Source organism: Pannonibacter indicus, assembly GCF_001418225.1.
GTDB lineage: Bacteria > Pseudomonadota > Alphaproteobacteria > Rhizobiales > Stappiaceae > Pannonibacter > Pannonibacter indicus.
On sequence record NZ_LIPT01000001.1, the window covers coordinates 530,127 to 542,129 of the forward strand.

Below are 12,003 nucleotides of genomic sequence, written 5' to 3' on the forward strand. Positions count from 1 at the left end.
TTCAGAAGTGGAACGGCCCGGTCACAAGCCGCCGTCCAAGGGTCATGGCATCGGACACATGGACCATGGGCGTCAAGTCCACATCGCTTTTTCCGGCACGGACAAGCTCTGCCATGCGGGCATAAAGACGCGGATACTCACGGTCGGGACCTTCAATCCGTTCCCCGTCCGAGGTTTCCATCTCCGCCCCGCCCTTGCGCAGCACCAGCGATCCGGCGTCCGTCTCGACCTCGATATCCCAGGTCTGCGGGCCTTCCTGCCGCCAGTCGAAGTCCGCCGAGACATTGCCGGAGAACGTCAGACCCGCCGCAATCGGCGTCTGGCGGTTTTCCGGGAAGGTGAGTTCGGCACTGACGAGATGCACCGGCATGGGCAGGATGGCGGTCAGGATCGACAGGGCATTGATGCCCGGATCGAACACACCCATGCCACCCGGCTCGAACACCCAGTCCTGACCGGGATGCCACTTGCGCACATCCTCGCGCCAGGTGATGTGGGCGCGAGTAACCTTGCGGGTGGAGAGCCACTGGCGCGCCGGCTCCACCGCATTGGCCATGCGGCTGTGCCAGGTGGCGAACAGCGTCAGTCCCCGTTCAGCCGCCAGCGCTTCCAGCGCATGCACTTCGGCAAGCGTGGCTCCCGGCGGCTTTTCCAGCATCACGTGACGGCCGGCCTTCAGCGCCGCTTGCGCATAGGTGAAGCGCGGCACCGGCGGCAGGCACAGGGAAATCACGGAAATGTCCGGCCGCTCCGCCAGCATCTGCGCAAAATCGCGGTAGGACGGCACTCCCTCCACCTGCCCCTGACGGGAAACGGTTGCCTCAAGCCGCCAGTCGGAACTGGCGGCCAGAGCGGGCACATGCTGGTCAACGGCGATCTTGCCGATGCCCACCAGTGCAACGGGAAGGCTTGCAGACATCAGTGCGAGTCCCTGCCCACCGGGGCGCCACGGCAGCCCTTGAGGAAGTCAAGATCAGCCCCGGTGTCAGCGCCCGTCACATGCTTGTGGTGCAGCATGGCATAGCCGCTGTCCGGCGGGGTGATGCGTGGCGTCCAGGCGGCGAGCCGGCGGTCCAGCTCTTCCTGCGGAATGTCGAGATGAATGCGGCGTGCTTCCACATCCAGCTCGATGTAGTCGCCATTCTGCACCACGGCCAGAGGGCCGCCAACGGCAGCTTCCGGAGAGGTGTGCAGCAGCACGGTGCCGAAGGCGGTGCCGGACATGCGGGCGTCGGAAATGCGCACCATGTCGGTGATGCCCTTGCGCAGCACCTTCGGCGGCAGGCCCATGTTGCCCACCTCGGCCATGCCGGGATAGCCGCGCGGGCCGCAGTTCTTCAGCACCATGACGCAGGTCTCGTCAATGTCGAGGGCCTCGTCGTTGATCTTGGCCTTGTAGTCGTCGATGTCCTCGAAGACCACGGCCCGGCCACGGTGCTTCATCAGCGACGGCGTGGCGGCGGATGGCTTCAGCACCGCGCCCTTCGGCGCCAGATTGCCGCGCAGGACGACGATTCCGCCCGACTGGGTCAGTGCCTTCTCTGCGGGCAGGATCACGTCCTCGTTGTGGTTCACAACGTCCTTGACCTGATCCCACATGCTTTCGCCCGACACGGTCAGCGCATCCTTGTGCAGCAGCCCCGCCTCGCCAAGCCGCTTGATCACCACCGGCAGGCCGCCTGCGTAGAAGAACTCTTCCATCAGGTACTTGCCGGAAGGCATCAGGTTGACGATCGTCGGCACGTCGCGGCCGCAGCGGTCCCAATCGTCCAGCGACAGGTCGATGCCAACGCGGCCGGCAATCGCCAGCAAGTGGATCACCGCATTGGTCGAGCCGCCGATGGCCGCATTGGTGCGGATGGCATTTTCGAAGGCCTGCTTGGTCATTACGTCGGAGGGCTTCAGGTCGTCCTTCACCATCTGCACGATGCGGCGGCCGGTCATCTGCGCCATCACGCGGCGGCGGCTGTCCACCGCCGGAATGGCGGCATTGCCGGACAGGGCCATGCCGAGCGCTTCGGCCATGCTGGCCATGGTGGAAGCCGTGCCCATGGTGTTGCACGAGCCGGGGCTGCGCGACATGGAGGCTTCGGCCTCGGCGAATTCGGCAGCGGTCATCTCGCCCGCCTTCACCGCTTCGGAGAACTTCCAAAGATGCGTGCCGGAGCCGACGCGCTCATTGCGGTAATAGCCGTTGAGCATCGGCCCGCCGGTGACGACGATCGACGGCAGGTTTGTCGAAGCAGCGGCCATCAGCAGGCTGGGCGTGGTCTTGTCGCAGCCCACCATCAGCACGCAGCCATCCATCGGCTGGCCGCGCATCGCCTCTTCCACCGCCATGGCCGCAAGGTTGCGGAACATCATCGCGGTCGGGCGGAAGGCGCTCTCGCTGGCGGAAAACACCGGCACTTCCACCGGGAAGCCGCCTGCCTCATAGATGCCGTTCTTCACCCGCTGCGCCAGATCATTGAGATGGGCGTTGCACGGGGTCAGTTCGGACCAGGTGTTGAGGATGCCGATGACCGGGCGGCCATCGAACAGGTCATGCGGGAAGCCCTGGTTCTTCATCCAGCCGCGATGATAGATCGCATCGCGCGACGTGCCGCCGAACCATTCCTGCGAACGGAGCTTGCGGGGCCAGGGAGCGGGTTTGAAGGTCATCTCGGTCTCACAGTGCTTTGACGGTCAGGGCGCCGGTCTCTTTGGGCGCGAAGACCAGGGGATTGACGAGCGGAAGACCGAAGCCTTCTGCCTCGATCTCGAAAACATCACCTGCCTGCGTGCGCACACCATCGGCGAAGGACAGGGTCGCCGTGCCGAACATGTGCACATGCACATCGCCCGGCTGGCGGAACAGGCTATATTTGAAGTGGTGGTGCTCCAGATTGGCGAGCGTATGGGACATGTTGGCTTCGCCCGACAGGAACGGCTTTTCCCACAGCACCTTGCCATCACGGCGGATGCGGGACGTGCCGCGCACATCGGCGGGCATGTCACCCACCAGGATTTCCGGGCCGAAGGAGGCATGGCGCAGCTTGGAATGGGCAAGCCACAGATAGTTCACCCGCTCGGTCACATGGTCGGAGAATTCGTTGGCCACCGCCCAGCCAACGCGGCAGGGCGTACCATCGGGGGCGATCACATAGATGCCGGCAAGCTCCGGCTCCTCGCCGCCGTCCTCGGCAAAGCCGGGCGCTTCCAGCGGCTCACCGCTGGCAACGGCGGCAAAGCCGTTGCCCTTGTAGAACCACTCCGGCTGCGCGCCCACAGCGCCTCTTTCCGGGCGGCCGCCTTCAAGGCCCATGCGGAACATCTTCATGGAATCGGTCAGCGTCTCGGCGCCTTCGAGCTTCGCATGCATGGCATCGCGGGCCGAAGCCGAACCCAGATGGGTGAGGCCCGTGCCGGTCAGGTGCAGATGCGCCGGATCCGGATGGGTGACCGGCAGCATCAGGCGGCCTTCTACGGCGGCCTGCGCCAGATCGACGGCCTCGCCAAGGCCGCGCTCTTCGATGACTGCCTTGAGGCCGCGTCCGCTGGAAGCCGCCGCCATGGCCAGTTCATAGGTGCTGGCCGTGCCGCGCAGGATTGCGGCCTTGTCTCCATCACGAACCACGACGGAGATGGAGCCATCCGGATTGCGGAGCTGGGAAATCAGCATGAAAGCCTCACTTGTTCTTGCTGTAGACGTCGAAGATGACGGCGGCGAGGAGGACGAGGCCGATAATCATCTGCTGATAGTCGATGCCGATGCTCATGATCGACATGCCCATGTTCATCACGCCCATGAAGAGCGCGCCAATAACCACGCCCATGATCTTGCCGGAGCCGCCCGTCATGGAGGCGCCGCCGATGAAGACCGAGGCGATCGCCACCAGCTCGAAGCCCGTGCCGGCCTTCGGCGTTGCCGAGTTGAGGCGGGCCGTCACCATCATGCCGGCGAGCGCGGCCAGAACGCCCATGTTGACGAAGCAGAAGAACACCAGCCGGTCGGTCTTGATGCCGGAAAGCTTGGCAGCCTTCTCGTTGCCGCCCACCGCATAGATGCGGCGGCCAACCGAAGTGTTTTCAGTCAGGAAGGCATAGAGCACGGTGAGCAGCGTCACCACCACCAGCACGTTCGGCAGCCCCCGGAACGAGGCCAGCTGATAGCCGACGAAAGCCAGAGCCAGCGCGATCAGGACATTACGGCCCACAAAGAAGGCCATCGGTTCCTGCACCACGTTGAACTGCTGTTCACGCGCCCGCCCCCGCAGGCCGAAGAAGAACACGGCAATGATGGCAACGGCGATGACCAGCAGCGTCAGCCCGTGCGGGCGGCCGATGCCCAGCAGATCCGGGATGAAGCCATTGGACATGGCCTGGAATTCCCTCGGGAAGGGGCCGATGTTCTGCCCGCCGAGCATCCACATGGTGGCACCGCGGAACACCATCATGCCGGCCAGCGTCACGATGAAGGAGGGAATGCGCCAGAAGGCGATCCAGTAGCCCTGCATGGCGCCGATGATGCCGCCGACGATCAGCGTCAGCGGAATGACCACGTAATAGGGCTGCCCCTGCTGCACAGTCAGCCAGGCCGCGATGGCGCCGGTGAAAGCTGCGACCGAACCGACCGACAGGTCGATGTGTCCGGCAACGATGACCAGCAGCATTCCCAGCGCCAGAACGATGATATGCCCGTTCTGCAGGAACACGTTGGTGATGATCTGCGGCTGCAGGAAGTTGACCGGCTGATCCCGGAGCTGCAGCACGATGGTGAAGAAGGCAACGATGGCAACCAGCGCCATCAGCATGCCGTTTTCCCTGAGATGTCCGCCCAGAAGCGTGCTCAGATCCTTGCGTTCAGATGCCGTTTGCCCCGCCATCACGCCACCTTTTCCTTGTTCGCTGTCTTGAGGATCATGGCCATGATCCGCTCCTGGCTGGCTTCCGCCTTGCCGAGCTCGCCAACGATCCGTCCCTCGTTCATCACATAAATGCGGTCGCACATGCCCAGAAGTTCCGGCATCTCCGACGAGATCATGACGACGCCGCGTCCTTGCGCGACCAGCTCGTTCATGATCGTGTAGATTTCGAACTTGGCGCCCACGTCGATGCCGCGCGTCGGCTCATCCAGGATGAGCACCTGCGGATCGGTGAAGAGCCACTTCGACAGCACCACCTTCTGCTGGTTTCCGCCCGAAAGATTCACCGCCTTCTGGTGGACGCCCGGGGTGCGGATGGACATGGCGCGGCGGTATTCTTCCGCGACCTTCTTCTCCCGGTGCTTGTCCAGAATGCCCTTGGTGGCAATGCCTGCCAGATTGGCGAGGCTGATGTTGCGAACGATCGGCTCGTCCAGGATCAGCCCAAGTTCCTTGCGGTCTTCCGTCACATAGGCGAGCCCCGCGTCCACGGCCTTCGACACGGTTGAGGTATCGACCTCCTTGCCGCGCATGCGGACAGAGCCGGAGATGTTGCGGCCATAGGCCTTGCCGAAGATGCTCATCGCCAGTTCGGTGCGGCCGGAGCCCATCAGACCGGCAATGCCGACGATCTCGCCCTGACGGACGGTGAAGGCCGCATCCGAAATGACCTGGCGCTCGCGCACTTCCGGATGCCAGACGTTCCAGCCCGACACTTCCATCAGTATCTCGCCGGGCTTGTGCTCCCGGTCCGGATAGCGGTGCGCCATGTCGCGGCCCACCATGTCACGGATGATCCGCTCTTCCGAGATATCCGCCCGGTCGATCGTGGACACGGTCGTGCCGTCGCGCAGGATGGTGATGCGGTCGGCAACGCGGGAAATCTCGTTGAGCTTGTGCGAGATCAGGATGGAGGTCACCCCTTGCGCCTTCAGCTCCAGCATCAGATCGAGCAGCTTCTGGCTGTCGTTCTCCTGCAATGCCGCCGTCGGCTCATCCAGGATGAGCAGCCGCACGTCCTTGGCCAGTGCCTTGGCTATTTCGACAAGCTGCTGCTTGCCGACACCCAGCTTCTCCACCTTGGTGGCCGGAGATTCGCTGAGGCCCACCTTCTTCAGATATTCAGCCGTGCGCGAGAAGGTCTGCGGCCAGTTGATCACGCCATTGGTGGCCACCTCGTTGCCGAGAAACAGGTTCTCGGCGATGGACAGGAGCGGCACCAGCGCCAGTTCCTGGTGAATGATAATGATGCCCTTGGCTTCGCTGTCCTTGATGGAGCGCATCTGCAGCGTCTCGCCGGCATAGATGATATCGCCCTCATAGGAGCCGTAGCCATAAACGCCGGACAGCACCTTCATCAAAGTGCTCTTGCCCGCGCCGTTTTCGCCGCATATGGCGTGAATTTCGCCCTCTTCCACGGTCAGATTCACCCGGTCAAGCGCCTTGACGCCGGGGAAGACCTTGGAGATGCCGCGCATTTCCAGAAGGGTTGCCATCGAACCTCTCAGAGGAGCCTTGCAGGGGGAACCTTGCAGGATGCAGGAAGCCCGCCCCGGTCTCAGCGGAGCGGGCCCTGCATGCGGATGTCATATCATTTCAGCTGATCGGCGGTGTAGTAGCCGGAGCCGACAAGGACCTCTTCATAGTTGCTGGCATCAACCGAAACCGGCTCGAGCAGGTAGGACGGCACCACCTTGACGCCATTGTCATAGGTCGTGGTGTCGTTGATTTCCGGCTCGGAACCGCCCAGCAGGGCTTCGGCCATGCCAACGGTGACACGGGCCAGCTCGCGGGTGTCCTTGAACACCGTGGAATACTGCTCACCGGCAATCATCGACTTCACTGAGGGAATCTCAGCGTCCTGACCGGTAACGATCGGCATCTTCAGGTCGCCGGAACCGTATCCCACGCCCTTGAGCGAGGACAGTATGCCGATGGACAGGCCGTCATAGGGAGACAGCACGCCGTTCACCTGGCGGCTGCCATAGTTGGCGGAGAGCAGGTTATCCATGCGGGCCTGAGCCACGGCACCGTCCCAGCGCAGGGTGCCGACAACATCCATGCCCATCTGGCCGGACGGGATGGCAACCTGACCGGAATCGATCAGCGGCTGCAGAACGGACATGGCGCCGTTGTAGAAGAAGTAGGCGTTGTTATCGTCAGGCGAGCCGCCGAACAGCTCCACGTTCCACGGCTTGGTATCCGGGAACCGCTCCTTCAGGCCCTTCACCAGGCTTTCGGCCTGCTGCACGCCGACCTTGAAATTGTCGAAGGTGGCGTAATAGTCGACGTTACCGCTGTCGCGGATCAGGCGGTCATAGGCGATCACCTTGATGCCGGCCGCATTGGCGTTCTCCAGCGCGTTCGACAGGGTGGTGCCATCGATGGCGGCAATCACGAGCACATCCACCCCTTTGGTGATCATGTTTTCGATCTGCGCCAGCTGGTTCGGGATGTCATCTTCTGCGTACTGAAGATCGGTCTGGAAACCGGCCTTCTGGAACTGCTCAACCATCGAGTTGCCGTCGGAAATCCAGCGGGCGGACGACTTGGTCGGCATCGAAATACCAATGGACCCCTTGTCCTGTGCGAGGACGCTGGACGTCATCATGGCCGGAGCAGAAAGCAGGGTGCCAGCAAGGGTCAGTGCCATGAAGGCGCGTTTCGTCAGTTTCATATCAGTTTCCTCCCCCGCCCTAAGCGCATAGGGCGTCAAATGGTCTTTGGCCCCGCCGCTTCTCCGCAGCTTGGGGTCCATTCACCGCGGGAAGGCTTGCACCGGCCAAACATAACTGTCAAATTCGATTATATCGATCAAATATAGCAAATCAGATATGAATAACTCCTTCCGCACCAGCAGCCTGCACCAGCGCGGCCTGAAACTGTCACATCTTCGGCTGATGGCCACTTTGGGCGAGCGGCCGCAGGTCAGCGTCGCCGCAACACTTCTGGGGATGACGCAGCCTGCCGCCTCCCGCCTGCTTGCGGACGTGGAGCGCATCATCGGCCAGCCAGTGCACCAGCGCGAGGGGCGCGGCCTCTCGCTGACCAGCAGCGGACAGGCGCTGGCCCGCCGTGCCGCCCGCATCCTGCAGGAGCTGGATGACGCGGGCCGGGAAATCGAGGAACTGGCGGAAGGCAGCAAGGGCGAGGTGCGCATCGGCTCGGTGACGGCTCCGTCCATCGAGCACGTGCTGCCGGCCGTCCAGAGGGCGCGCGAGCTCAATCCAGGCCTGCTGATCGAAGTGATCGTCGATACGTCCGACAATCTGTGCAAGGCGCTGATGGCGGGCCGGATCGACTTTGCCGTGGGGCGCCTCGTCGGCATCAGCGATCCCACGCTGGTGGAGATGGAGGTGATGGAGCCAGAGCCTGTCAGCCTGATGGTCCGGCTTGACCATCCACTTCTGCGGTCGGGCAATGCGGCCCTCGAAGACATTATCCGGCACGACTGGGTGATGCCAAGCCCCGACAGCGTGCTGGGCCGCGCCGTCATCCGCCGTCTGAGCAGCCTTGGGCTCCCCCCGCCGCGCCAGCAGCTCTCCACCGCATCCTTCCTGCTGACGCTCGCCATCATCCGCGGCAGCGATTCCATCGCACCTGTCGCCAAAGCCGTCGCCGACGCCTTTGCCCAGGACGAAGGCACCGTTTACGGCGTGCTGCCCGTGGAACTGGGCATCGAGGTGGAACCCTACGGCCTCATCCGCCGCAGCGGCAGCACGCTGACGCCCGCCGCCAGCAAGATCGCCGGTCTCATCCTCGAAGGCAGCCGGGCCAAGCGCTAGACGCTCAAATTGCAGGCATCCCAGATGCCTGCCGCACCCACTGATTCCCATGCAATAGTCGCGTCCATCCAGGCGGTTTCCGGTCCCCGCCGGAGGTTTTGCCCCGCTGCGGGACGAGCGGATATCAGCCATGGCAAAATATGTGCAACAGCCTCAGTTGACATAATGGTATATTTTCATATCAACTTGAGACGTTCGGGAGAGGACAGCCTGATGCAAGACGCAACAAACACGCCAGATACCGGAGCTGAAACCGGAGAGCCCAGGGCAACGGCCCGGCTCAACATGGCTGGCCGCGTCCCGCTCTATCACCAGATCTTCATGATCCTGCGGAACCGGATCTACACAGGCGAGCTGGCCGAAGGGCAGCTTGTGCCTTCCGAGCAGGATCTCACCAACGAGTTCGGCGTCTCCCGCATCACCGCCAAGCGTGCCCTGAACGAGCTGGCGGATGCCGGGCTGGTGGTGCGCGAACGCGGACGCGGCACCCGTGTTTTGCAGCGCCCGCCCTCACCGGCTGTCACCTCGTCCATTGAAGGCTGGCTTGAGAACATCTCCCTCATGGGCCTTTCCACCGAGGCAACCGTGCTGGAGTTCAGCTATCTGCCCGCCAGTGAGGACATTGCCCATGCTCTGGAAATGGAGCCGGGCGGCGAGGTGCAGCGCGCCGTGCGTGTACGCCGCCTCAATGGCGAGCCCATGTCCTATCTCGTCACCTATGTGCCCGGCGATATCGGGCGCAATTACGAGCATGAAGAGCTGAACCGCATTCCGCTGCTGCATCTTCTGGAGCGCGCGGGCGTGGCAGTGGCTTCTGCCCGCCAGACCATTTCCGCAACGCTGGCTGAGGCCGATGTGGCCGGTGCGCTCGATATCCACGCCGGCGCCCCGCTGATCGAGGTGCGCCGCGTGGTGCGCGACAGCACCGAGCGGCCTGTTGAGTACATCCGGGTTCTCTACAGGCCCGATCTCTACCGTTTCGAAATGTCCATGCGGCGGGTCACCGGTGACGGCAGCCCGCGGTGGACCACAACAAGCTCCGCGCCGGTCCCGGCCGGCGGGGGATAAAAGCTAGGGGATTCCGGGGATCTGACAGCTGCGGGATGCAGCGTGTCCGGGAGACAGACATGACTGAGAAGGTTGGAACTGGTGAACTGAGACGGCGTGATTTTCTGGCAGCAACCGGCGCAGCGGCCCTTGCCGCGGGCGTCAGCGGCTTTCCTGCCGTGCTGCGGGCCCAGCCCGCATCCGTAAAGATCGGCCTCATTCATCCCGTATCGGGATTTGTTGCCTTCTCCGGCACCCAGTGCCGCGAGGGCGCGATGATGGCGATTGAGGACATCAACGCGGCAGGCGGCATCAAGTCACTGGGCGGCGCCAAGCTGGAAGCTCTGCTGTCGGACAGCCAGGGCAAGCCGGAGATCGGCGCGGCAGAGGTGACCAAGCTGGCAGAAGCTGGCGTTGACGGCATCGTTGCGGGCTACTCTTCCGCCATCTCGCTGGCGACCTCGCAGGAAGCAGCCAAGACCAACATTCCCCACGTGGTGGACGTTGGCGTTGCCGACAACATCATGTCCCGTGGCCTGACCAACACGTTCCGGTTCAGCCCCGGCTACGGCGCCTGCGCGGACTTCGCGATCAGCAACCTGGCCGCCCTCAACAGCCTGACCTCTTCCCCGTCCAAGACGGCGATGATCATCCACGAGGAATCCCTCTTCGGCACCGGCACGGCGGAACTGCTGTCCAAGCGCCTGCCGGAAATCGGCATCGAGGTGATCGAGGTCATCAAGCATGCCAACCCGACCCGCGACTTCACCAACATCGTGCTGCAGCTGAAGTCGAAGAAGCCGGACCTGATCATTCCGGCGAACTACTACAACGAATATGTCCTTCTGGCCCGCTCCATGCGCCAGCAGAAGGTCGAGGCCAAGGGCATCTATTCGGTGCTCGGCGGCGCTGCCTCAAACTACAAGTTCGTCAAGGAATTCCCGGAAGCGGCTGACCTGATCATGGATTGCAACCATTGGTTCAATCCGAGGTCCGAAGTGGCCCTGAAGCGCAAGGCCGCAGCCGAAGCAAAGGGGCTCATCTACACCTACGAGGTGTTCCTGACCTACAACGCGGTGCTCGCCCTGGCCGATGCCTATGAGCGCGCCGGCACGACGGACAAAGCTGCCGTCAATGCGGCCCTCGCCGCCTCCACTCTGGACATGTCCTTCATGCCCTACAAGGAGACGCAGATGATCAACGGCCAGAACGTTGGTGCCCTGCCGGTGAACACGCAGATCCAGAAGGGTGAGATCGAGGTGATATTCCCGCAGAACTTCGCCTCCGCCATGCCCGTCTATCCGATGAACGGATAAGCAAGGCGCCCCTGCATCTGGCTGCCGGGCAGTTTGACTGCCCGGCGCCCTCATCATCAGCAGAGCGGTTCGTCATGCCAGATCTTGCGATCATCATCCCGTCCGTCTTGAACGGGCTCACGACAGGTGCGCTTTACGCCCTTGTCGCCCTCGGGCTTACGCTCATTTACGGCGTCCTGCACATCATCAATTTCGCCCATGGTGCGCTGCTGATGCTGGCGCTCTATGGCGTCTTCTACCTGAACGCCAGTCTGGGCGTTGATCCTTACGTTGCGCTGGTCATCGTGCCGCCGGTCATGTTCGCGCTCGGCTATGGCCTGCAGCGCTGTGTCATCACCCGCGCCAGCCACGGAAGGGACGAGAACATCCTGCTCGTCACCCTGGGACTTTCGATCGTGATCGAGAACCTTGCGCTGACGCTGTTCAAGTCCGACACGCGCATCATAGACACGCCTTACAGTTTCGAGGTCTTCGAGATCTTCGGCGCCTTCATCCCCCAGCCGAAGGTCTATGCCCTCATCGGCGCGCTGGTCACGGCCGCGCTCCTGTGGGTGATGATGGCCCGCACCGATCTTGGCCGCGCCATACGGGCGCTTGCCAAAGAGCCAAAGGGCGCGAGGCTGGTGGGCATCAACACGGGCCATGTCTTCGCCATGAGCTTCGGCATCGGCGTTGCCTGCCTGGGCGCCGCGGCCTGCCTGCTGCTGCCGAGCTACTACGTCAGCCCCACCGTGGGTCAGGGCTTCGTGCTGATTGCCTTCACCATCGTGGTGCTGGGCGGCATGGGCTCCTTCGCCGGGGCGCTGATCGGCGGCCTCATCATCGGCGTCGTCGAAGCACTGGGCGGCCTGTTCCTCGGCGAAAGCCTCGGCCAGCTCGGCATCTTCGTGATCTTCATCCTGGTTCTGGTCTTCCGCCCGGCCGGCCTGCTCGGACACAAGGTGTAGGACC

General features: G+C 63.2%; 10 protein-coding genes. 4 read left to right on the forward strand and 6 right to left on the reverse strand.

Annotation, left to right across the window (positions count from 1 at the left end; translation table 11 throughout):
• Position 1: 1 nt before the first annotated feature.
• The 6 genes from ASC48_RS02380 to chvE all read right to left on the reverse strand — a co-directional run bounded on the left by ASC48_RS02380 (position 2) and on the right by chvE (position 7,581).
• Positions 2-919, reverse strand: coding sequence for a Gfo/Idh/MocA family protein (locus ASC48_RS02380; protein ID WP_055454187.1), 918 nt, complete (start codon positions 917-919; stop codon positions 2-4).
• On the reverse strand, positions 919-2,661 hold the full coding sequence (araD, locus tag ASC48_RS02385; RefSeq protein ID WP_055454188.1) for an L-arabinonate dehydratase: 1,743 nt from the start codon (positions 2,659-2,661) through the stop codon (positions 919-921). The genes ASC48_RS02380 and araD overlap by 1 nt, the downstream gene beginning before the upstream one ends.
• 7 nt (positions 2,662-2,668) lie before the next feature.
• Positions 2,669-3,661: an AraD1 family protein gene (araD1, locus tag ASC48_RS02390; RefSeq protein ID WP_055454189.1), complete on the reverse strand. Its 993-nt coding sequence runs from the start codon at positions 3,659-3,661 to the stop codon at positions 2,669-2,671.
• A 7-nt stretch (positions 3,662-3,668) separates the two neighbouring features.
• The gene (gene mmsB, locus ASC48_RS02395; protein WP_055454190.1) at positions 3,669-4,865 is read right to left on the reverse strand and encodes a multiple monosaccharide ABC transporter permease; all 1,197 of its coding nucleotides are present in this window, start codon (positions 4,863-4,865) and stop codon (positions 3,669-3,671) included.
• A complete protein-coding gene (mmsA, locus tag ASC48_RS02400; protein WP_055454191.1) occupies positions 4,865-6,400 on the reverse strand; it encodes a multiple monosaccharide ABC transporter ATP-binding protein in 1,536 nt (511 codons plus the stop codon). Before mmsA ends, mmsB begins: the two co-directional genes overlap by 1 nt.
• A gap of 95 nt (positions 6,401-6,495) precedes the next feature.
• Positions 6,496-7,581: a multiple monosaccharide ABC transporter substrate-binding protein gene (gene chvE, locus ASC48_RS02405; protein WP_055454192.1), complete on the reverse strand. Its 1,086-nt coding sequence runs from the start codon at positions 7,579-7,581 to the stop codon at positions 6,496-6,498.
• Between the two features lie 157 nt (positions 7,582-7,738).
• Between chvE and ASC48_RS02410 the strand changes: the two genes are divergently transcribed.
• The 4 genes from ASC48_RS02410 (at position 7,739) to ASC48_RS02425 (ending at position 11,999) form a co-directional block, all read left to right on the forward strand.
• Positions 7,739-8,689 (forward strand): LysR family transcriptional regulator, encoded by a 951-nt coding sequence (locus ASC48_RS02410; RefSeq protein WP_055454193.1) that lies wholly within the window; start codon positions 7,739-7,741, stop codon positions 8,687-8,689.
• Positions 8,690-8,902: 213 nt separating this feature from the next.
• Positions 8,903-9,757: a GntR family transcriptional regulator gene (locus ASC48_RS02415; protein WP_167345105.1), complete on the forward strand. Its 855-nt coding sequence runs from the start codon at positions 8,903-8,905 to the stop codon at positions 9,755-9,757.
• 59 nt (positions 9,758-9,816) lie between these two features.
• On the forward strand, positions 9,817-11,052 hold the full coding sequence (locus ASC48_RS02420) for an ABC transporter substrate-binding protein (RefSeq protein ID WP_055454327.1): 1,236 nt from the start codon (positions 9,817-9,819) through the stop codon (positions 11,050-11,052).
• A gap of 74 nt (positions 11,053-11,126) precedes the next feature.
• Positions 11,127-11,999: a branched-chain amino acid ABC transporter permease gene (locus ASC48_RS02425; RefSeq protein ID WP_055454195.1), complete on the forward strand. Its 873-nt coding sequence runs from the start codon at positions 11,127-11,129 to the stop codon at positions 11,997-11,999.
• Positions 12,000-12,003 lie beyond the last annotated feature (4 nt).

What these genes read in the sequence shown, in the direction of transcription:
- araD (WP_055454188.1), bottom strand. Translation starts at nt 2,661, where the DNA reads ATGACCTTCAAACCCGCTCCCTGGCCCCGCAAGCTCCGTTCGCAGGAA.
- araD1 (WP_055454189.1), bottom strand. Translation starts at nt 3,661, where the DNA reads ATGCTGATTTCCCAGCTCCGCAATCCGGATGGCTCCATCTCCGTCGTG.
- ASC48_RS02415 (WP_167345105.1), top strand. Translation starts at nt 8,903, where the DNA reads ATGCAAGACGCAACAAACACGCCAGATACCGGAGCTGAAACCGGAGAG.
- mmsA (WP_055454191.1), bottom strand. Translation starts at nt 6,400, where the DNA reads ATGGCAACCCTTCTGGAAATGCGCGGCATCTCCAAGGTCTTCCCCGGC.
- ASC48_RS02425 (WP_055454195.1), top strand. Translation starts at nt 11,127, where the DNA reads ATGCCAGATCTTGCGATCATCATCCCGTCCGTCTTGAACGGGCTCACG.
- ASC48_RS02410 (WP_055454193.1), top strand. Translation starts at nt 7,739, where the DNA reads ATGAATAACTCCTTCCGCACCAGCAGCCTGCACCAGCGCGGCCTGAAA.
- ASC48_RS02380 (WP_055454187.1), bottom strand. Translation starts at nt 919, where the DNA reads ATGTCTGCAAGCCTTCCCGTTGCACTGGTGGGCATCGGCAAGATCGCC.
- mmsB (WP_055454190.1), bottom strand. Translation starts at nt 4,865, where the DNA reads ATGGCGGGGCAAACGGCATCTGAACGCAAGGATCTGAGCACGCTTCTG.
- chvE (WP_055454192.1), bottom strand. Translation starts at nt 7,581, where the DNA reads ATGAAACTGACGAAACGCGCCTTCATGGCACTGACCCTTGCTGGCACC.
- ASC48_RS02420 (WP_055454327.1), top strand. Translation starts at nt 9,817, where the DNA reads ATGACTGAGAAGGTTGGAACTGGTGAACTGAGACGGCGTGATTTTCTG.